This window comes from Streptomyces durhamensis, assembly GCF_000725475.1.
GTDB lineage: Bacteria > Actinomycetota > Actinomycetes > Streptomycetales > Streptomycetaceae > Streptomyces > Streptomyces filipinensis.
Window position 1 is genome coordinate 98,655 of sequence record NZ_JNXR01000030.1, and the last position, 18,561, is coordinate 117,215.

Consider the following 18,561-nt stretch of genomic DNA (forward strand, 5'->3'; position numbering starts at 1 on the left):
GGACGGATCCCATGCCTCTTGAGGGCGAGTACGAGCCCAGCCCGACGCAGTGGGTGCGCGAGCAGGTCGAGCTGTACGAGAGCTCGGGCGGGACGAAGGGCACGACGCTCATGGACACCGGGCTGCCGGTCGTCGTGCTGACCTCCCGGGGTGCGAAGAGCGGAAAGATCCGCAAGACGCCGCTGATGCGGGTGGAGCACGCGGGGACGTACGCGGTGGTCGCCTCGCAGGGCGGCGCGCCCAAGCACCCGGTCTGGTACTTCAACATCACGTCCGATCCGCGTGTGGAACTGCAGGACGGGCCGGTCAAGCGGGACATGAGGGCCCGTGAGGTCACCGGCGAGGAGAAGGCCCGGTGGTGGGAGCGGGCCGTCGCCGCGTACCCGCCCTACGCCGACTACCAGCAGAAGACCTCGCGCGAGATCCCCGTCTTCGTGCTGGAGCCCGCCGAGGAGAGCTGACCGCGGCGCGCCGGCGGATGCGGATTCGCGCCGGGCACCGGCCGGTTTCGGAAAAATCCGTGCCGCGCAGGTGTGAACACGCCCCGGGGCGGGCACTCGTGCGTCAGGCCCCGCCGCGTTCCCCCGTCGCGGCGGGGCTCTCCGCTGCCTCGTCCGCCGGCCGGTCGGTCACGTCCAGGAAGATCTGGTCCGCCTCCGGGAACGTCGTGGCCAGGGACCGCTTGATGCGTACGGCGACCTCCTCGACCCGCTCGCTGTCCAGGCCCGGCACCAGGTCGATGCGCGCGGCCACCAGAGTGGAGTCCAGGCCCATCTTCATCGTCAACAGCGCCTCCACGCTGTCGATCTCCGGCTGCGCGCGCAGCAGCGCGCGGATACGGCCGCTCAGCTCCGGGTCGGCGGCCTCGCCGATGAGCTGGTCGCGGGCGTCGCGGCCCAGCCGGTAGGCGACGTACACCAGCAGGACACCGATCGCCAGCGAGGCGGACGCCTCCCAGGCGACCTGCCCGGTGACCATGTGCAGGGCCATCCCGGCGATGGCGAGCGTCACGCCCAGCACCGCCGTGCCGTCCTCGGCGACCACGGTGCGCAGCGCCGGATCGCTGAGCGCGCGGAGCCCGCCGCCCTGCCGGCGCACCTGGTGCAGGGCCCGGAGCAGCGAGACGCCCTCGGCGACGAGGGCCACACCGAGCACGATCAGGCCCGCCACATAGCCGCTGAACGTCTCCTCGGTGCCCTGGCTCAGCGCCTCGGCGCCCTGGAAGAAGGAGAAGCAGCCGCCCATGACGAAGATGCCGACGGCGGCGAGGAGGGACCAGAAGAAGCGTTCCTTGCCGTAGCCGAAGGGGTGGCGGGTGTCCGCGGGGCGGCGGCTGCGGCGCAGCGCGGCCAGCAGGAACACCTCGTTGAGGCTGTCGGCGACGGAGTGCGCGGCCTCGGACAGCAGCGCGGGCGAGCCCGCGAGGACACCGCCCACGGCCTTGGCGACGGCGATCACCAGGTTGGCGGCGAGCGCCACGAGGACGGTGACCCTGGTGTGCCGGTCGGACGTGGCCTTCGCACCCCGGGCCCCGCGGCTCGGCTCGTCGTTCTGTACGGCGGCGGGCTCGGCGGCCCTGGCGTCGTCCTCGGCCGTCCGCACGGCCCGCTCCCGTTCCGGCGATGTCCCGCTCACCTGACGACGACTGCCCCCGAGCGGGCGGATCACACCGTGCGGGCGGCGGAAAACGGGGAATGCGGATCCGAGAAGCACCCGGCGGCGAGGAGGAGACATGGACGGCGACGGCAACCGGGCCTACGGCCACAAGACGTTCAGCCGGTCCAGGAGCCACTTCACGGACCGGATCACCGCCGACGGCCGGGACGGCTGGCCGGTCCGGGCGGGCCGCTACCGGCTGGTGGTCTCCCGTGCCTGTCCGTGGGCCAGCCGGGCGGTGATCTCACGGCGGCTGCTCGGACTGGAGGACGCGCTGCCGATGGCCGTCGCGGACCCGCTCCAGGACGACCGCAGCTGGCGGTTCACCCTGGACCCGGACGGCCGGGACCCGGTGCTCGGCATCAGGTTCCTGAGCGAGGCCTACGACCGGCGTGAAACCGGGTACCCCGGCGGGGTCAGCGTGCCCGCGGTCGTGGACGTGCCCAGCGGGAAGCTGGTCACCAACGACTACCAGCGGCTCACCCTGGACCTGGCCACCGAGTGGACGGCCCTGCACCGCTCCGGCGCGCCCGACCTCTACCCGGCCGGCCGGCGCGAGGAGATCGACCAGGTGATGGCAGAGGTATACACGGACGTGAACAACGGTGTGTACCGGGCCGGGTTCGCCACCCACCAGAAGGAGTACGAGGAGGCGTGCGCGGGCGTCTTCCGGCGGCTGGAACTGCTCGCCGAGCGGCTGGCGGAACAGCGGTATCTGGTCGGCGACACCCTCACGGAAGCGGACATCCGGCTGTTCACCACGCTGGTCCGGTTCGACGCCGTCTACCACGGCCACTTCAAGTGCAACCGCTGGAAGCTCGCGGAGAACCCGGTGCTGTGGGCGTACGCCCGGGACCTGTTCCAGACCCCGGGGTTCGGGGACACGGTCGACTTCGACCACATCAAGCGGCACTACTACCAGGTGCACACCGGTATCAACCCCACCGGCATCGTGCCCCTGGGACCGGACCTCGCCGGCTGGCTGGGTCCGCACCACCGCGAGAAGCTGGGCGGCCGGCCGTTCGGGGACGGCACACCGCCGGGACCGGTGCCCCCGGGCGAACGGGTGGCCCCCGCGGGACGTGCCGGTTGAGGGCCGGTCCGTCCGACAAGGAAGGAGTCACACATGGCCAGGACAAAGAAGAAAAAGCTTCCCTTCGTCTACCAGCCGATCGGTTTCGTACTGAGCTGGGCGGGTGGGGCGTTGGCCGGAATGGCCTTCCGGCAGGCGTGGAAAGCGATCCGGCACGAGGACGACGCGCCCGACGCCCTGGACCCGGACCGCGGCTGGGGCGAGATCCTGCTGGCCGCGGCGGTCCAGGGGGCGATCTTCGCGGTGGTGCGCAGCGCGGTGGACCGCACGGGGGCGAAGGCCATCGCGCGGTCGACGGGGCAGTGGCCGGCGGCGGAGAAGGGCGGCCGGGACTGAGGTGCCGTCCGGGGCAGCGCCGCGGGGCGCGGGCCGCGCCCGGCTGCGACGGCGTCGGGGCCCGACCGGGGTGGCGCCGCAGGGGCGCCGGGTCCGCGGCCGGCTGCGGGATCGTCGTGGCTGGTCGCGCGGTTCCCCGCGCCCCTTTCGGGGCGCTGGCGCTCAGCCCTGTTTCGGGGCCGCCGTAGGCACCAGACGCAGGGTGAAGGAGTGGCCGGCGGGGTCGGCGTAGCCGCGTTGCTCGTACGGCCCCGCCGGGTCCTTCGTGTCGAGTGGCCGGCCGCCGAGTCCCACCACCCGCCGCTCGGCCTCGTCCAGGTCCTCGACCAGGAAGTCGAGATGGACCTGGAGGGAGTTCTCCGGGCGCGGCCAGCTGGGCGGGGTGGCGTTCACATCGCGGCGGAAGGCCAGCCGGATGCCGTCGGTCCCCCGGATCTCCACCAGGTTGGCCGACGCGTCCGTCTGCTCACCCGCCAGCAACTCCCTGTAGAACTCGGCGAGTTTCTCGGGTTCGGCGCAGTCCAGCACCACGAGGCCCGCTTTCACCACTGCCATGCTTCCTCCCGGGGATGTCCTCTTCCTGCGGATATCCCCGGTCGCCGCGTTCAGTCGGCGAGCAGCCACCTTCCGTCCCGCATCAACTCCCGGCCGCTCAGCTCGTTCTCCTCGCGCCAGGCCTGGACGCGCTGCGGGAGGATCTTGAAGTACAGGTAGCGCGTGGACAGTTGGCGGGGGTCGAAGCCGGTCTTGCCGGCGAACACCTCGGCGTCCTCCTCGGGCAGGTCCTCCGGAGTCACCACCTGGACCGTGCCCTCGATCATGACGACGTCCCGCGTCGGGCCGAGGCCGAGTCGGGCCCGGCCGCCGGCCACGAGGTTGCGTCCGGTGGGGCTCTCGGCCGGAGTGGCGATGAGCAGGGTGGCGCCGTCCCACACGAAGGACAGCGGCACGAGATAGGGGGCGGAGCCGTCGGATCCGGCGGTGGCGACCCAGACGTCGACGTCGTGCTCCAGCCGGTGCAGCGTGTCCTTCTTGCGCTCCGCGGGGGTGCGGGCGGGCGGTGGGGTCATTCGTACTGCCTCCTCACGATATGGATCCCGTCCAGTGTGGCCGTCACTCCCCCGTCCCCGCACGAATGTGATCAAGGCGTGTCCGTGCGGCCGTCAGGAGCAGTTCGAGGGCGGCCGGGTAGGAACTGGAGCGCATGGTGGCGACGAGGCGGGACGCGGTGGCCGCGATGTGCGGGTGGGTGTCGGCGGGCAGCCGGCCGTAGATGCTGCGCCACACGTCCGCCTCGGCCTCGCGCGCGGCCCGGGGCAGGGCGGTGCCCGCGGAGTCCAGGGCGCCGAAGGCGAGGGCCTGGTCGGCGAAGGCGTGGTAGATCCGCACCGCCTCCGAGTCCGGGAACCCCGCCCGGCGCAGCACGCCGAGGATGCTCTCCACGGCCTGGATCTCATGGGCGCGCCCGGTGACGCGGTGGGCGCTGAGCATCGCCGCCCGGGGGTGCGCGAGGGCGCCGGCGTGCATCCGCAGGCCGAGGTCGCGCAGGTCGGCGAGCCAGTCGCCGGTGGGCCGCCAGGTGCGCAGGGTTCGGCCGATCAGCTCGTCGGCGACGGCCAGCATCAGATCGTCGGTATGCCGGAAGTACCGGTACAGGGAGCTGGGGTCGGCGCCGAGGGCACGGCCGAGGCGGCGCACGGAGAGCGCGTCGGCGCCGTGCTCCTCGATCAGCCGCAGGGCGGTCTCCACGATCAGTTCCGGGGAGAGGACGACGCCCTGTCTGGTGGGGCGGCGGCGCTGCCGGGCGGCGGGCGGGACGACACGGTCGGTCATGGGGGCCTCCCTCGGGACGATGCCCCCGCACCTTATGACAACACCGTTGACCTGTGGAGTGCCCGGGCAGTTTCATGTCCGGTCACCGGGGCCGCCCAGGGCCCCGCGGTGCGAGCGGAGAGCCGGCCATGAGCGAGAGCCCCTTCGGAGCGGATCACCCCGCGCGGCCCGAGCTGCGCAGATCCCTGAGCGTGGTGGACGGCGTCGCCGTCGCCGCCTCCAGTACGGCCGCCACGACCAGCATCGGCATCGGGCTCGGTGTGACCGCGGGCGTGGTCGGCCCGCACCTGCCGGCGATCATGCTGCTGGCGTTCCTGCCCGTCCTCGGCATCGCCGGAGCGTACGCGCGGCTGAACCGGGTGGAGCCGAACGCGGGCAACGGCTATGTGTGGGTGGGCCGTTCCCTCAGTCCCTGGCTCGGCTTCCTGGTCGGCTGGGTGAACGTGGTGGCCAGCGTGGCGTTCCTCGCCTACACCACGGCGGTCACCGGTTCGGCGCTGCTGCAGCTGGCCGGGGAGGCAGGCCTGCACCGGGTCGGCTCGCTCGGTCTCGACCCGGACTCCACCGCGCAGACGACGGCGGTGGGCATCGTGGTGCTGGCCGCCGTCACCCTGACCGCCGTGACCGGTGTGCGCACGGCGGCCCGGCTGCAGTCCGGTCTGCTGGTCTTCGAGTACGTCGTCCTGCTCGGGTTCTGCGGCTACGGCATCGTCACCGGACCGCATTCCTTCCGCCTCTCCTGGTTCGACCCGTTCGCGATCCCCTCGCCGACCGCGCTGGCGCAGGGCCTGTTGCTGTCGGTGTTCTGCTACTGGGGATTCGAGGCCGCGTTCACGGTCAACGAGGAGGTGCGGGACCCCGAGGACGCCTCCCGGGCCGGGACCATCACCCTGGTCACGATGCTCGGCCTGTTCCTGCTCGGCTCCCTCGCCTTCCAACGGGTGCTGTCGCCACGGGAGTTGGCCGGTCACGGGGCGCAGGGGCTCGCGTACTACGGGGACCGGCTGGCCGGCCAGCCGCTGGCCGCGCTGCCGCTCGTGGCGCTGATGTTCTCGGCGGTGGCCTCGCTCCAGGCCGGGGTCATCCCGACGGCGCGCGGCATGTTCGCGATGAGCCGGGACCGTACCCTCGGACCGGTGTGGTCCAAGGTCAGTGCCCGGTACGGGACTCCAGCGGCCGGAACGCTGCTGATCGGGGCGCTGGCCGTCGCGGTGGCGGCGGGCGCGCTGGTCATCCCGCGGCTCGCCGACATGATCGACGCGATCGTGAACGCCGTCGGCATCGTCGTCGCCCTGTCCTACGCGCTGACCGCGCTGGCGGCCGCCGCGCGCTTTAGCGCTCTGCTGCGGGCCGACTGGCGCCAGGGCGTGCGGGCGGTGCTGCTGCCCGCGCTCAGCGCGCTGGCCCTGCTGGGCCTCGGCGGCTACCTCGGCTGGTCCTTCTACGCCTCCGCCGACCACCTCGAACCGCACGCGGACAACGGCTGGTTCCTGCTGCTCATGCCGGTCGCGATGATCGTGTCCGGGTTCGCGGTGGCCGCGTATGCCAAGTGGGTGCGCAGGTCACCGTACTTCCGCACCGGCGCGGGCACCGACGCCGACGCGCCCGAGCTGCTCACCACCTCCCACTGACACCTTCCAGGAAAGGCATCATGCACGCTGATCTGCTGTTCACCGGCGGCGCCGTCCTCACCCCCGAGGCGCCCGAGGCCCGTACCGCGACCGCCGTCGCCGTCACCGGGGGCCGTATCACCGCCGTCGGCGGCGAGGAGCTGCGCGAGCTGGCCGGGCCGCGCACCGAGGTGGTCGATCTCGCCGGACGGCTGCTGCTGCCCGGCTTCCAGGACGCGCACGTCCATCCGGTGCCGGCGGGGCTGGAGCTGGCCCAGTGCGACCTGAGCGGCGCCACGACCGCCGAGGACACCGTGGCCGCCGTACGCGCCTACGCCGAGGCGCATCCCGGGCGGGAGTGGATCCTCGGCGGCGGCTGGTCGATGGAGGCGTTCGCGGGCGGGACGCCGACGAAGGAGCTGCTGGACGCGGTCGTGCCGGACCGGCCGGTGTATCTGCCCAACCGGGACCACCACGGCGCCTGGGTCAACAGCCGCGCCCTGAAGCTGGCCGGCATCGACCGCGACACCCCCGACCCGGCCGACGGGCGGATCGAGCGGGACGCCTCCGGAGATCCGAGCGGCACGCTCCAGGAGGGGGCGATGCAGCTGGTGGGCCGGCTCACCCCGCCCGCCACACCGGCCGACCGGCTGGCCGCGCTGCTGCACGCCCAGCGGCATCTGCACGCGCTCGGCATCACCGCCTGGCAGGACGCCCTGGTCGGTGACTTCCTGGGCATGGACGACCCGGCCGAGGCCTACCGCACGGCGGCACGGGACGGCTCGCTCACCGCGCGGGTGGTGGGCGCGCTGTGGTGGGACCGGGAGCGCGGGGCCGAGCAGATCCCCGAACTGGCCGAGAAGCGAGCGGCGTTGAGCCACGGCCGGTTCCGGGCGGGAACGGTGAAGCTGATGCTGGACGGGGTCGCGGAGAACCACACGGCCGCGCTGCTCGACCCCTATCTGGACCGGTGCGGCTGCGCCACCGCCAACCGCGGCAAGAGCTTCATCGACCCCGGCCGCCTGCCCGAGTACGTCACGGAGCTGGACGCCCTCGGCTTCCAGTGCCACTTCCACGCGCTGGGCGACCGGGCCGTGCGGGACGCGCTGGACGCGGTCGAGGCGGCCCGCGCCGCCAACGGGCCGAGCGACACCCGGCCGCACCTCGCGCACCTGCAGGTCGTGCACCCCGACGACGTACCGCGCTTCGCCCGGCTCGGCGCCACCGCGAACATCCAGCCGCTGTGGGCTGCGCACGAGCCGCAGATGGACGAGCTGACCATCCCCTTCCTCGGGCCCGAACGGGCCGCCTGGCAGTACCCGTTCGGCGCGCTGCTGCGCTCGGGCGCGCGCCTCGCGGCGGGCAGCGACTGGCCGGTGAGCAGCCCCGATCCGCTGCAGGGCATCCATGTCGCGGTCAACCGGGTGGAGCCGGGCGGCACCGGGCCGGTGTTCCTGCCCGGGGAACGGCTCGGCCTCGCTGAGGCGCTGACGGCGTACACGGCGGGATCGGCGTACGTGAACCATCTGGACGACTCCGGCCGGGTGGCCGTCGGGGCGCTCGCCGATCTGGTGGTCCTGGACCGCGACCCGTTCGCCGGGCCGCCGGAGGAGATCGCGCAGACCGCGGTGGCGCTCACCTACGTGGGGGGTGAGCGGGTGTACGCGGCCGGGTGAGCGTGCGGGCGGCCGTCCGTCGCCCGCCGCACGCGGCCGGAGCGGTTCAGCGGGCCTGCTGGAAGGTACGGCGGTACGTCTGCGGGGACACGCCGATCGCCGCGTGCAGGTGCTGGCGCAGTGAGGCGCCGGTGGCGAAGCCGACCTCGGCGGCGATCCGGTCCACCGGCAGGTCGCTGGCCTCCAGCAGGTGCCGGGCGCGGGCGACGCGCTGCTGGATCAGCCAGCGGCCGGGGCTGAGGCCGACCTCGTCGCCGAAGCGGCGGGCGAAGGTGCGCAGGCTCATCCGGGCGTGGCCGGCCAGGTCGGACAGGGTGAGCGGCTCGTCCAGGCGCTCCAGGGCCCAGGCCCGGGTCGCGGCCGTGCTCGCCGCGCCGCTGACGGGGACCGGCTGCTCGATGTACTGGGCCTGGCCGCCGTCCCGGAACGGCGGGACGACACAGCGGCGGGCGACCGAGTTGGCCAGCTCGCTGCCGTGGTCGGTGCGCACGATGTGCAGGCAGACGTCGACGCCCGAGGCGGCTCCGGCCGAGGTGAGGATCCGGCCGTCGTCGACGAAGAGGACGTCCGGGTCGAGGTCGACCCGGGGAAAGCGACGGCGGAACAGCTCGGCGACCTGCCAGTGCGTGGTCGCCCGGCGGCCGTCGAGCAGACCGGCCTCGGCGAGGACGAAGGCGGCGGTGCAGATGGATACGATCCGGGCGTCCGGGCGGATGCGGGCCAGGGCCGCGGCGACCTCGTCCGGCAGCTGAGCGGGGATGTACGCGGGCGGCATGGAGGTGACCACCACCGTGTCCGCCGTCTCCAGGAGCTCCGGGCCGTGGGCGACGCCGATCGTGAAGTCGGCGCTGGTGCGCACCGGCCGGCCGTCGACCGTGCAGGTCAGCACCTCGTAGTGGCCGTCGGCGGCACCGAGGATCCGACTGGGGATGCCCAGCTCGAAGGGGTAGACGCCGTCCAGCGCCAGGACGACCACCCGCTCCGGCGGCCGGGTGCGCAGCTCCATGTCATGCATGGCACGATCCTAGCGAAGCTTGGCAATCATGCCATTTCCCGGAGGCGCGAATCCGGGCAGGCTGGGTGACCATGAGCGATGTGAACACGATGCGAGCCATCAGCCAGGATGTCCTCGGCGGTCCCGAGGTCCTGAAGGAAGTACAGGTGGAGCGGCCGAAGCCGGGTCCGAACGAGGTGCTGGTCCGGGTGCGGGCCGCCGGGGTCAACCCCACCGACTGGAAGCACCGGGCGACCGGCGGGTTCCTGGGCGAGCCGCCGTTCGTACTCGGCTGGGACCTCTCCGGAGAGGTGGCCGAGACCGGGATCGGCGTGGCCGCCTTCCAGCCCGGCGACGAGGTCTTCGGCATGCTGCCCTACCCCTTCGGCCACGGCTCGCACGCCGAGTACGCGATCGCCCCGGTCCGCGCCCTGACGCACAAGCCGGCCGCGATCGACCACACCCAGGCCGGCGCGCTGCCGCTGGTGTCCCTGACCGCCTGGCAGGCGCTGACCGAGCACGCGGACGTGCGGCCCGGGCAGCGGGTGCTCATCCACGCGGCGGCGGGCGGGGTCGGCCACGTGGCCGTGCAGATCGCCAAGGCGCGCGGCGCGTATGTGATCGGCACGGCCAGCGCGGCCAAGCACGACTTCCTGCGGGAGATCGGCGTGGACGAGCCGGTCGACTACCGGTCCACCGATGTCACGGAGGCGGTGCGGGACGTGGACGTCGTCCTGGACACGCTCGGCGGGGACACCTCCGTCGACTCGCTGAAGGTGCTGCGGCCGGGCGGTGTCGTGGTGTCGATCCTGCCGGTGGGCTCGCAGGAGTTCCACGACGAGGCCGCGCGGCTCGGGGTGCGGGCGGTGCGCATGCTGGTGGACGCCGACCGGGCCGGGATGCGGGCGGTCGCGGAGCTGGCGGAGTCGGGGAAGCTGAAGGCGACGATCGCCGGGACGTTCCCGCTGGCGGACGCGGCGAAGGCGCACGAAGTGGGCGACACCGGACGGACCACGGGGAAGCTGGTCCTTCTGGTCGACTGACGGGCAGCTCGGCGCGGTCGACGATCGACTAGCGCCAAACTCCAAGACATATGTCAATCGAACATGCTCAAATTCCTTCCATCGAGGGTAACTTGACGATCGGGAGACCGACGTCCGGGCACGGGTGGGAGGTGATGCCGTCGTGCGAGACGAGCCCGCACCGTTCACCCGTCACCTGCGTGTGTACGAACACCGGGAGCACACGGTCCTGGAGCTGCGGGGCGAGATCGACCTCGTCGCGGCGACGGAGATCGGCCCGTCGCTGGACCGGGTCACCGGCCGGCCCGGTGCCCGGGTCGTCGTCGACCTGCGGTCGGTGGAGTTCTTCGACTGTTCGGGGCTGCGGCTGCTGTACCGGGCCCGCTCCCGGGTCCTGGGCGGCGGCGGGCAGCTGCACCTGGTGTGCACGCACCCGCTGACCCTGCGCGTCTTCCGGGTCACCGGGCTGTCCCGGCTGCTGCCCCCGCATCCCACGCTGGACGCGGCCCTGGCCCGGTCCGGGGCCGCGTCCGGCTCGCTGTGAGCGCTACGACTGCTCGAACAGGGCGCTCACGGACTCGCCGTTGTGAATGCGCCGTACCGCCTCGGCGAGGGCCGGGGCGATGGAGAGCACCCGCAGTTTGTCCGTGCGCTCGCCGTCCGCGGGGAGCGGCACGGTGTTGGTGCAGACGATCTCCAGCACGTCCGGCTGCTCGCTCAGCCGCTTCAGCGCGCCGGCCGCGAACAGCCCGTGCGTGCAGGCCACCCGGACCGACCGCACGCCCGACTCGCGTAGTCTGCAGAGGAGTTCCAGCACGGTGCTGCCCTTGGCGATCTCGTCGTCCAGCACGATGACGTCCCGCCCGGTGACATCGCCGATGACCGAGCTGATGCGCACCTGGTCGTCCGCGAACCGCTGTTTGGCGCCGGCCGCCACCCGGGCCCCGACGAGCCGGGCGAAGGCGGCGGCCTCCTTGGCGTTGCCGAGGTCCGGTGAGACCACCGTGGTGCGCGTCAGGTCGTACTTCTGGAAGTGGGCGGCGAGTTCGCGCAGCGCGTTCAGATGGTCGACCGGCACCGAGAAGAAGCCGTGCACCTGCGGGGAGTGCAGGGTCATGGCCAGCACCCGGCCCGCGCCCGCCGCCACGAGCAGATCGGCGACCAGCCGGCCGCCGATGGAGATCCGCGGGGCGTCCTTCTTGTCGGAGCGGGCGTAGGAGTAGTGCGGCATGACGACGGTGATCCGGGCGGCGGAGGCGCCGCGGGCGGCGTCGCACATCAGCAGCAGCTCCACCAGGTGCTCCTGCACCGGCCGGACCAGCGGCTGGATCAGGAACACGTCCCGTTCCCGGCAGTTGGCCTGAAGCTGCACCCCCAGACAGTCGTTGGCGAACCGGCTGACCCGGGTCGGACTGAGCGGCACCCCGAGGTGGGCGCAGACCTCATGGGCCAGGTCGGGGTGGGCGCTGCCGCTGAAGACGGCGATGTCTCGCACGATCCGCTCCTCGCAGAACCGTCACGGGCTGGGCCGTCATGGTACTGGCGCCGTCCTCCGTCCCGGCGCGTACGTCAGGCGTGCGATTGCGTCGACGCACGGGTCTGGGGGGCGTTGTCGGCGGGCATCCGGACAGCAGGAAGGAGGACCGTCGCGATGACGACTTCCGTCAGGCGCCTGCCCGGCTGGGCCCAGGCCCTCGCCGCGCTCGTCCTGGTGCTCGCCGTGCTGTTCGCCGGGATCCGGCTGGCCGTACTGCCCGGCGTCAAGGACCTGTTCGGCACCGAGACGCACGACCGTTCCGGACCCGCGCTCCTCACATCCATCCGGGACATGAGCCGTTACGACGCCACCTCGGGCAACTTCCAGGTGGTGGTCGATCTGGAGAAGGACGCGAAGTTCCTGCCCGACGCGATCCGCGGCACCCGCACCCTGTACGTCGGCGCGGGCACGGTGGACGCGTACGTCGACCTCGGCCAGGTCGGCGAGAAGGACGTGTCGGTCGACGCCGACCGTACGTCCGCCACCCTCCGGCTGCCGCACGCGCGGCTCGGCAGGCCGGCCCTCGACCCCGACCGCTCCTACGCCGTGTCCAAGCAGCGCGGGCTGCTGGACCGGCTCGGCGACCTGTTCTCGGACAACCCGAACAGCGAGCAGGCCGTGCAGAAACTCGCCGTCCGGCACATCGGCGCCGCGGCCAGGGACAGCGGGCTGACCGCCCGGGCCGAGAGCAACACCACCGCCATGCTCCAGGGACTGCTGCGCTCCCTCGGCTTCACGCGGGTGCACATCTCCTACGGCACCCCGGCGCGCTGATCAGCCGCCCAGCACCCCCGGCAGGGCCAGCACCCCCAGCACCGTGGCGCCCATCAGCAGCCAGGCCACGTAGTCGCCGACGTGGCCGGACTGCAGGCGCCTGAGGGGCCTGGCCCAGCCGGGGGCGGCGGTCCAGTGCGGGCGGGTCACGGCGAGCCCGGCGAGGGCCACGGCCAGCGCGGTGGAGGCGAGGCCCAGCAGGACGCCGGGGAGCGTCCAGTGGACCGAGGCGTGGGCGCCGCCCGATCCCGCCTCGTTGACGGAGCGGGCGACCAGGTCGCCGAAGCCGGGACCCACGCCGACGGCGAAGGCGGCGGCGAGCAGCAGGGCGGGCACCGTCGTCATGGTGTCCGGGATCCGGCTCAGCAGGCCGGCCGTCTCGGGTTCCTCACCGGATCCGCTGGTCTCGACGTCGGAGTCGGCGTCCTGCGGGCACGGCCCGAGGCCGAGGAACACACGGGCGGTGACCCGCAGCACGGCACCGGCGGTGATCGCGGAGGCGGCCACGTACACCACGGTGAGCGGGCCGCCGACCGCCTCCTCGGTGACCGCCTTGCCGAGCGCGATGCCGAACGGGGGCAGGCCGGCGAGGCCGAGGGCGCCCACGGCGAACAGCACCGCGGTGGTCCGCAGTTCGCGGGCCCGGCCGTGCAGGGTGTGCTCGTCGACGCTGCCGTACCGGTCGAGCAGGACGCCGGCGCAGGCGAACAGCGCGGCCTTCACCCCCGCGTGCCCGATGATGTACAGGGCGACCCCGTCGTCGCCCTCCGGGGTCAGGACGCCGATCCCCACCAGGAACAGACCGGTGTGGGCGACGGTGGAGTAGGCCAGGAGCCGTTTGATGTGCCGCTGGTACCAGCACATGACGGCTGCCGTCGCGGCCGTGAGGGTGCCGAGGGTCACCAGGGCCCGGGTCAGGTCGGCGGCGGGGATGCCGCCGGGCCCGGCGAAGACGGTGCCGTACACCCGCCAGACGCCGTAGACGCCGAGTTCGACCATCACCCCGGACAGCAGCATGCAGACCGGGGTGGGGGCGACGGCGTGCGCGTCCGGGAGCCAGAAGTGGAAGGGCACCGCTGCCGCCTTCACCAGCAGTCCGGTCAGGACCAGCACGAAGGAGGCGAGGACCAGCGCGTCCGGTCCGCCGTGCCCGGCCGCGGTGTCGAGGCCGCGGCCGATCTTCGCCATGGACAGCTCGCCGGTACGGGCGTACAGCAGGCCGATGCCCAGCAGCATGGCGTAGGCGCCCAGGGAGTTGACGACGCCGAAGGTCAGGGCGCCCTGTACGGCCTTCGGGTCGTCGATGCGGTAGCCGGTGAGCGCGTATGCGGTGACGCTCATCAGCTCGAAGAACACGAACGCGTTGAACAGGTCGCCGGCGATGGCGAACCCGCACATCGCGCCCTGGAAGGCGAGCATCAGCGCGGTGAAGGCGCCGCGGTGGCCGCGCGGGGGCTCTTCGAAGTAGCGCCAGGAGTAGGCGAGGGCCGCCAGCGTCAGCAGGGAGACCAGCGCGGCCATGCCGAGCGCCGGGCCGTCGCCGACCACGACGATGCCGACGCTCTCGCCACCGACGGGCAGCCAGCCGCCGACCCACTCGACCATCGGGGGCGAGGAGTTCAGCAGCAGGACGAGCGCGAGGGCGGCCGTGGCACCGCAGACCACGAAGCCGGTGATCTCGGCGGCGACCCTCGGCAGACGGCGTCCGACGGCCACCAGCAGGGCGGCGCCGAGCAGCGGGACCGCGACGAGCAGGGGAAGCAGGTGGTGCATCAGCCGCGCAGCTCCCGCAGTTCGTCGGGGTCGACCGTGCCGTGCCGTTTGGCGATCTGCAGGACGAGGGCGAGCAGCAGCGCGGTGACGGTGGCGCCGACGACGATGTCGGTGAGGGTGAGCGCCTGCACCACCGGGTCGACCACCGGCCGGGAGCCGGGCCGCAGGTCGGAGAAGACCGGTGCGGTGGCGCCGTCCTGGTAGCCGACGGCCAGCAGGAGCACATAGGTGGAGGACTGGCACACCGCGAGGCAGCCGATGGCGTGGATGAGGTTGCGGCTGGTGGCGAGGCCGTAGCAGCCGGTCAGGAAGATGTAGGCGGCGACCAGGTAGGGAAAGACGTGCATCATGGTGTTCTCAACTCCCCTGCTCCTCCTCGATCTCGACGGCCTGGTCGAGGAAGTTCGCGAGCAGGACGACGACCGCGCTCGCCACCTCCATGCCGATGGCCGCGTTCAGCAGGGGGACGGTGCCGCCGGACGACAGCGTGTTGAAGGTGCCGTACGGCAGCAGTGTGTTGGCGAGGAACGAGGTGCCCGCCAGGACTCCGGCGGCGCCCAGCACGAGGTACGAGGAGACGGCGAGCGCGTCGCAGGTCTCGAAGACGGCGAGCGGGCGGACGCGTTCCAGCGCGCGGTAGTCGGCGCCGAGGTAGAGCAGGTGCAGGGCGGTCGCGGCGACGACGCCGCCCTGGAAGCCGCCGCCGGGGCTGAGCTGGCCGTGGGCGACGACGTAGAGGCCGGTGACCAGGGCGACGGGCAGCACGATCAGGGCGTAGCGGCGGACCGGCCGGGCCACCTCGGCGGGTTGTGGCCGGGCCCGGTGCTCGTCGCGGGCCTGGCGCAGCAGCACCACGCAGCCGAGGACGGCGGCGAACAGGATGCTCATCTCGCCGAGGGTGTCGTAGGCGCGCTGGTCGAAGTTGACCGAGGCGATGGTGTTGGCGGTGTGCCGGGTGAGGGAGGCGTGCACGGCCCGGGCGCCGTAGGGGTGGCTCCGGCCGCCGAAGCCGGGCAGGCCGAGGCAGGCGGCGACGAGCAGGGCGGCGAGGCCGGTGCCGCCGACGGCCAGCACGACGAGCCGCAGCCGGTTCACCGGGCACCGCCCTTCGCGGCAGCCTCGTGCGTACGGCCGCGGCGCCTGACCTTGCGCACGCTCAGCATGATCAGCAGCGGGGTCAGGGCGGCCCCGACGGCCAGCTGGGACAGGCCGACGTCCGGGGCCTGGAGCACGGTGAACAGCACGGCCAGCACGGACCCGAGCACGGACAGCACCAGTGCCTGGCGGGCGGGGTCGCGCTGGGCCACGGCCGCGGTGGCGGACGCGGCCGTCAGCAGCAGGGCTACGACGATCACGGCATCGCTCACGCCGCACCTCCCGGGAACGTCTCAGCCACCCCGCACCCCCCGGAACCCGCCCGCCAGCGCCCGGGAGGCGATCACGTTGCCGGCGATCAGCAGGGCGCCGACGACCAGGAGCTTCACCAGCGCCCGGCCGGGGCCGGTGGCGGCGCAGACGGCGGCCACGACCACCGCGCTCAGGCCGGCGGCGGTCCAGGTCAGCCCCCAGGCGCTCGGCCGCCCGCCTTCCAGGTCGTCGCTGAGGAGCCGGGCGAAGACGAGTGTCCCGACCGGGCCGAGCAGAGCGAGCAGCAGGGCGAGGTCGACGTAGGCCGGGCGGCCGTAGCCCTGGGAGAGCAGCAGCAGGGCCGGGCACAGGGCCGAGGTGGTCATGTTCTGGGCGACGACGCGGCGGGCCGGCGGGCCGGTGGTGACGCCCCACAGGGCGGCCGCCCCTCCCCCGCCCAGGCAGACGGTCGCCGCGAGGATCCAGCCGTTCACCGCCAGGTCACCGCCCGCCGGCCGGCCCGGGCCAGCAGCGCCCCGACGGCCGCGGCGCCTGCCCCGACGATCCGTTCCAGGGTGTCGACCGATGTGATGAGCACCAGCCACAGCAGTGCCAGCGCGCCCCACCAGGCCAGGAGTTCGGCGAGGGCGAGGAGGGCCGTGCGCGGGGCCGTACGCGGGGTCATCGGCCACCTCCTCGGTCCGCTCCGTACGCGTGTGCGGCGATATGTCCGAGATGCCGCTCGGGGCATCCAAGCACCGCCGGGCCCGCGGCGGGGCGGCGGCACGCGGGTCCGCAGCCGGAGTGCCCCGGGAGCGTGAACGGAAACGCCGCCGTGCGCCAGGAGCGGTCCGGGCGGTGGCATTCCGGACCGATTGCCGGGTAACCGCCCTACGACCCAGGGAAGTTGAGGACCGGAGGACCACATGGCCCGTACCGTCCGGCATCTGCCCGCCGTACTGCGCCTGCATGGAAAACGGCAGCCGGACCCCCGGCCGCCGAAAGACCGCACGAGCCGTATCACCTCCCGGCTGCCCGCCACCCTGCGCCCGGCCCGGGAGCAGGAGCGGGACGGTCGAGACCGTCCGCCGGTCACGCGGCACGCGCTCGCCCTGCCCCTGCGGCTGCTGGCGATGCTGGTCGCCTTCGTGTGCATGGTGGCGTTCGCCGTCGCCCTGGCCCGGATCACGCTGGAACCGTCGCCGGCCTCGGTGCATCTGACGCACAGCAACCTGCACCCCGGCCGCTCCCTGCGGGCCTATGTGGAGCAGGCGCGGACGGCGGACGCGATGCGGCAGATCGGCGGGAACGTGCTCCTCGGCGTTCCGTTCGGGGTGCTGGTACCGGTCCTCGCGCCGCGGGCCCGAGGGGTGCTCCCGGTGCTGGCGCTCACGGCGCTCGTGATGCTGATGGTGGAGCTGACGCAGGGTGCGCTGATCACCGGGCGGGCCTTCGACATCGACGACGTCCTGCTCAACACGGCCGGGGCGCTGCTCGGCTGGCTGCTGCTGGGACGGCGGCTCGGGCGGGCGGTGCACCGGCGCGTGCGCCACCCGGAGAACTGACGGGCAGTCAGCGAAAGGTCCGTACCAGAGTATTGACGCCCGCTTATCTCACTCCTTAAATCAAGAGGCATCTCATCGCCCCCCACGCCGAACGGAGAGCCATGGCCCCCTCACGCCTGCTCCGCAGATGCCTTCTCGCCGCCCTGTCCGCCGCGCTGGTCGGCTCCGCCGCCGTCGGCCCGGCGCGGGCCCGGACCACCGCCCCGGCGGCGGCCACCGTGACCGCCTTCTCCGACACCTTCGACGGGCCCGCGGGCGCCGCGGCCGACTCCTCGAAGTGGACGCCGGAGACCGGTGACAACGTCAACAACCACGAGCGGCAGTACTACACGTCCGGGACGAGGAACGCGGCCCTGGACGGCCAGGGCCATCTGGTGATCACGGCCCGCAAGGAGAACCCGGCCGGCTACCAGTGCTGGTACGGCAGCTGCCAGTACACCTCCGCCCGGCTGAACACGGCCGGGAAGTTCACCGCCCGGTACGGCCATGTCGAGGCACGGATGAAGATCCCGCGCGGCCAGGGCATGTGGCCCGCGTTCTGGATGCTCGGCACGCCCGTGAACTGGCCCGACTCGGGCGAGATCGACGTGATGGAGAACGTCGGCTTCGAACCCTCGACCGTGCACGGCACCCTCCACGGCCCCGGCTACTCCGGCTCCGGCGGCCTCGGCGCCGCCTACACGCTGCCGAACGGACAGGCCTTCGCCGACGCCTTCCACACCTTCGCCGTGGACTGGGCGCCCGGCTCGGTCACCTGGTCCGTGGACGGGAACGTCTACGAACGGCGCACGCCCGCCGACCTGGGCGGGAAGACATGGGTCTTCGACGACAAGCCGTTCTTCCTGATCCTGAACCTGGCCGTCGGCGGCTACTGGCCCGGCGACCCCGACGCCGGCACCGCGTTCCCGCAGCAGCTGGTGGTGGACTCGGTGTCGGTGACGACGAGCGACAGCGCGGCCGGGGCCCCGATACGCGGCCTGGCCGGCAAGTGCGTGGACGTGGCCGGCGCGAACCCCGCGAACGGCACACCGGTCCAGCTCTACGGCTGCAACGGCACCGCCGCACAGACGTGGACGGTCGGCGCGGACGGCACAGTCCGGGCGCTCGGCAAGTGCCTGGACGTCACCGGCAACGGCACGGCGGACGGCACGGCCGTCCAGCTGTGGGACTGCACCGGCGGCCCCAACCAGAAGTGGACCGTCACCGGGGCGCACGACATCGTCAACCCGCAGGCGAACAAGTGCCTCGACGTCACCGGGAACAACGCGGCCGACGGGACCCGGCTGCAGATCTGGAGCTGCACGGGCGGCGCCAACCAGAAGTGGACGGTCGGCTGAGCCGGCGG

At 73.0% G+C, this 18,561-nt stretch carries 22 protein-coding genes; 10 read left to right on the forward strand and 12 right to left on the reverse strand.

Features of this window, described 5'->3' with window-relative positions:
- The first annotated feature begins 11 nt into the window (after positions 1-11).
- Positions 12-461: a nitroreductase family deazaflavin-dependent oxidoreductase gene (locus tag IO33_RS0134330; RefSeq protein WP_031172358.1), complete on the forward strand. Its 450-nt coding sequence runs from the start codon at positions 12-14 to the stop codon at positions 459-461.
- Positions 462-564: 103 nt separating this feature from the next.
- Here IO33_RS0134330 and IO33_RS0134335 read toward each other — a convergent pair whose 3' ends face one another.
- Complete coding sequence (locus tag IO33_RS0134335; protein WP_245235950.1) at positions 565-1,479, reverse strand: cation diffusion facilitator family transporter; 915 nt, start codon at positions 1,477-1,479, stop codon at positions 565-567.
- Between the two features lie 253 nt (positions 1,480-1,732).
- On the opposite strand from IO33_RS0134335, the gene IO33_RS0134340 reads away from it, so the two are divergent.
- On the forward strand, positions 1,733-2,749 hold the full coding sequence (locus IO33_RS0134340) for a glutathione S-transferase family protein (RefSeq protein WP_031172362.1): 1,017 nt from the start codon (positions 1,733-1,735) through the stop codon (positions 2,747-2,749).
- Between the two features lie 33 nt (positions 2,750-2,782).
- Complete coding sequence (locus IO33_RS0134345; RefSeq protein ID WP_031172364.1) at positions 2,783-3,085, forward strand: DUF4235 domain-containing protein; 303 nt, start codon at positions 2,783-2,785, stop codon at positions 3,083-3,085.
- A 162-nt stretch (positions 3,086-3,247) separates the two neighbouring features.
- On the opposite strand, the gene IO33_RS0134350 is transcribed toward IO33_RS0134345, so the two are convergent.
- Genes IO33_RS0134350 through IO33_RS0134360 form a run of 3 tightly spaced genes read right to left on the reverse strand, consistent with a single transcriptional unit; the run spans position 3,248 to position 4,918 of the window.
- Positions 3,248-3,640: a VOC family protein gene (locus IO33_RS0134350; protein WP_031172366.1), complete on the reverse strand. Its 393-nt coding sequence runs from the start codon at positions 3,638-3,640 to the stop codon at positions 3,248-3,250.
- 50 nt (positions 3,641-3,690) lie between these two features.
- Positions 3,691-4,155 (reverse strand): pyridoxamine 5'-phosphate oxidase family protein, encoded by a 465-nt coding sequence (locus tag IO33_RS0134355; protein WP_031172368.1) that lies wholly within the window; start codon positions 4,153-4,155, stop codon positions 3,691-3,693.
- 43 nt (positions 4,156-4,198) lie between these two features.
- Positions 4,199-4,918, reverse strand: a complete 720-nt coding sequence (locus IO33_RS0134360) for a TetR/AcrR family transcriptional regulator (protein ID WP_031172370.1) — start codon at positions 4,916-4,918, stop codon at positions 4,199-4,201.
- 128 nt (positions 4,919-5,046) lie between these two features.
- Here IO33_RS0134360 and IO33_RS0134365 point away from each other — a divergent pair, with 128 nt between their 5' ends.
- Together IO33_RS0134365 and IO33_RS0134370 are read left to right on the forward strand one after the other, a co-directional pair.
- On the forward strand, positions 5,047-6,549 hold the full coding sequence (locus IO33_RS0134365) for an APC family permease (RefSeq protein WP_031172372.1): 1,503 nt from the start codon (positions 5,047-5,049) through the stop codon (positions 6,547-6,549).
- Between the two features lie 20 nt (positions 6,550-6,569).
- Positions 6,570-8,204 carry an amidohydrolase gene (locus tag IO33_RS0134370; protein ID WP_031172374.1) on the forward strand — a complete coding sequence of 545 codons (1,635 nt, stop codon included), beginning with the start codon at positions 6,570-6,572 and terminating at the stop codon, positions 8,202-8,204.
- A gap of 46 nt (positions 8,205-8,250) precedes the next feature.
- Here the strand turns inward: IO33_RS0134370 and IO33_RS0134375 are convergent, their stop codons facing one another.
- Positions 8,251-9,219, reverse strand: a complete 969-nt coding sequence (locus IO33_RS0134375; RefSeq protein ID WP_209438961.1) for a GlxA family transcriptional regulator — start codon at positions 9,217-9,219, stop codon at positions 8,251-8,253.
- Between the two features lie 71 nt (positions 9,220-9,290).
- Here IO33_RS0134375 and IO33_RS0134380 point away from each other — a divergent pair, with 71 nt between their 5' ends.
- Positions 9,291-10,241, forward strand: coding sequence for an NADP-dependent oxidoreductase (locus IO33_RS0134380; RefSeq protein ID WP_031172379.1), 951 nt, complete (start codon positions 9,291-9,293; stop codon positions 10,239-10,241).
- A 142-nt stretch (positions 10,242-10,383) separates the two neighbouring features.
- Positions 10,384-10,764: an anti-sigma factor antagonist gene (locus IO33_RS0134385; RefSeq protein ID WP_031172382.1), complete on the forward strand. Its 381-nt coding sequence runs from the start codon at positions 10,384-10,386 to the stop codon at positions 10,762-10,764.
- 3 nt (positions 10,765-10,767) lie between these two features.
- Here the strand turns inward: IO33_RS0134385 and IO33_RS0134390 are convergent, their stop codons facing one another.
- Entirely contained in the window at positions 10,768-11,715 is a 948-nt protein-coding gene (locus IO33_RS0134390) for a ribose-phosphate diphosphokinase (protein ID WP_031172384.1), read from the reverse strand.
- Positions 11,716-11,871: 156 nt separating this feature from the next.
- On the opposite strand from IO33_RS0134390, the gene IO33_RS0134395 reads away from it, so the two are divergent.
- On the forward strand, positions 11,872-12,531 hold the full coding sequence (locus IO33_RS0134395; RefSeq protein ID WP_031172386.1) for a DUF4230 domain-containing protein: 660 nt from the start codon (positions 11,872-11,874) through the stop codon (positions 12,529-12,531).
- Here the strand turns inward: IO33_RS0134395 and IO33_RS0134400 are convergent, their stop codons facing one another.
- From IO33_RS0134400 to IO33_RS0134425, 6 genes are read right to left on the reverse strand one after another with little or no spacing between them, the layout of a single operon-like run.
- Entirely contained in the window at positions 12,532-14,304 is a 1,773-nt protein-coding gene (locus IO33_RS0134400; protein ID WP_031172388.1) for a complex I subunit 5 family protein, read from the reverse strand.
- Positions 14,304-14,654: a sodium:proton antiporter gene (locus IO33_RS0134405; protein ID WP_031172390.1), complete on the reverse strand. Its 351-nt coding sequence runs from the start codon at positions 14,652-14,654 to the stop codon at positions 14,304-14,306. Before IO33_RS0134405 ends, IO33_RS0134400 begins: the two co-directional genes overlap by 1 nt.
- 7 nt (positions 14,655-14,661) lie before the next feature.
- The gene (locus IO33_RS0134410; protein WP_031172393.1) at positions 14,662-15,399 is read right to left on the reverse strand and encodes an MnhB domain-containing protein; all 738 of its coding nucleotides are present in this window, start codon (positions 15,397-15,399) and stop codon (positions 14,662-14,664) included.
- Entirely contained in the window at positions 15,396-15,671 is a 276-nt protein-coding gene (locus IO33_RS0134415; RefSeq protein WP_031172394.1) for a Na(+)/H(+) antiporter subunit B, read from the reverse strand. Before IO33_RS0134415 ends, IO33_RS0134410 begins: the two co-directional genes overlap by 4 nt.
- Positions 15,672-15,692: 21 nt before the next feature.
- Positions 15,693-16,145, reverse strand: coding sequence for an MrpF/PhaF family protein (locus IO33_RS0134420; RefSeq protein WP_031172396.1), 453 nt, complete (start codon positions 16,143-16,145; stop codon positions 15,693-15,695).
- On the reverse strand, positions 16,142-16,336 hold the full coding sequence (locus IO33_RS0134425; RefSeq protein WP_031172398.1) for a hypothetical protein: 195 nt from the start codon (positions 16,334-16,336) through the stop codon (positions 16,142-16,144). Before IO33_RS0134425 ends, IO33_RS0134420 begins: the two co-directional genes overlap by 4 nt.
- A gap of 241 nt (positions 16,337-16,577) precedes the next feature.
- Here IO33_RS0134425 and IO33_RS0134430 point away from each other — a divergent pair, with 241 nt between their 5' ends.
- Together IO33_RS0134430 and IO33_RS0134435 are read left to right on the forward strand one after the other, a co-directional pair.
- On the forward strand, positions 16,578-17,216 hold the full coding sequence (locus IO33_RS0134430; protein ID WP_031172400.1) for a VanZ family protein: 639 nt from the start codon (positions 16,578-16,580) through the stop codon (positions 17,214-17,216).
- A 101-nt stretch (positions 17,217-17,317) separates the two neighbouring features.
- Entirely contained in the window at positions 17,318-18,553 is a 1,236-nt protein-coding gene (locus IO33_RS0134435) for a lectin (protein ID WP_031172402.1), read from the forward strand.
- Positions 18,554-18,561: the final 8 nt, after the last annotated feature.

Coding starts and splice junctions, on each gene's coding strand:
- IO33_RS0134330 (WP_031172358.1), top strand. CDS start 12: ATGCCTCTTGAGGGCGAGTACGAGCCCAGCCCGACGCAGTGGGTGCGC.
- IO33_RS0134340 (WP_031172362.1), top strand. CDS start 1,733: ATGGACGGCGACGGCAACCGGGCCTACGGCCACAAGACGTTCAGCCGG.
- IO33_RS0134345 (WP_031172364.1), top strand. CDS start 2,783: ATGGCCAGGACAAAGAAGAAAAAGCTTCCCTTCGTCTACCAGCCGATC.
- IO33_RS0134350 (WP_031172366.1), bottom strand. CDS start 3,640: ATGGCAGTGGTGAAAGCGGGCCTCGTGGTGCTGGACTGCGCCGAACCC.
- IO33_RS0134355 (WP_031172368.1), bottom strand. CDS start 4,155: ATGACCCCACCGCCCGCCCGCACCCCCGCGGAGCGCAAGAAGGACACG.
- IO33_RS0134360 (WP_031172370.1), bottom strand. CDS start 4,918: ATGACCGACCGTGTCGTCCCGCCCGCCGCCCGGCAGCGCCGCCGCCCC.
- IO33_RS0134365 (WP_031172372.1), top strand. CDS start 5,047: ATGAGCGAGAGCCCCTTCGGAGCGGATCACCCCGCGCGGCCCGAGCTG.
- IO33_RS0134370 (WP_031172374.1), top strand. CDS start 6,570: ATGCACGCTGATCTGCTGTTCACCGGCGGCGCCGTCCTCACCCCCGAG.
- IO33_RS0134375 (WP_209438961.1), bottom strand. CDS start 9,219: ATGCATGACATGGAGCTGCGCACCCGGCCGCCGGAGCGGGTGGTCGTC.
- IO33_RS0134380 (WP_031172379.1), top strand. CDS start 9,291: ATGAGCGATGTGAACACGATGCGAGCCATCAGCCAGGATGTCCTCGGC.
- IO33_RS0134395 (WP_031172386.1), top strand. CDS start 11,872: ATGACGACTTCCGTCAGGCGCCTGCCCGGCTGGGCCCAGGCCCTCGCC.
- IO33_RS0134400 (WP_031172388.1), bottom strand. CDS start 14,304: ATGCACCACCTGCTTCCCCTGCTCGTCGCGGTCCCGCTGCTCGGCGCC.
- IO33_RS0134405 (WP_031172390.1), bottom strand. CDS start 14,654: ATGATGCACGTCTTTCCCTACCTGGTCGCCGCCTACATCTTCCTGACC.
- IO33_RS0134425 (WP_031172398.1), bottom strand. CDS start 16,336: ATGACCCCGCGTACGGCCCCGCGCACGGCCCTCCTCGCCCTCGCCGAA.
- IO33_RS0134430 (WP_031172400.1), top strand. CDS start 16,578: ATGGCCCGTACCGTCCGGCATCTGCCCGCCGTACTGCGCCTGCATGGA.
- IO33_RS0134435 (WP_031172402.1), top strand. CDS start 17,318: ATGGCCCCCTCACGCCTGCTCCGCAGATGCCTTCTCGCCGCCCTGTCC.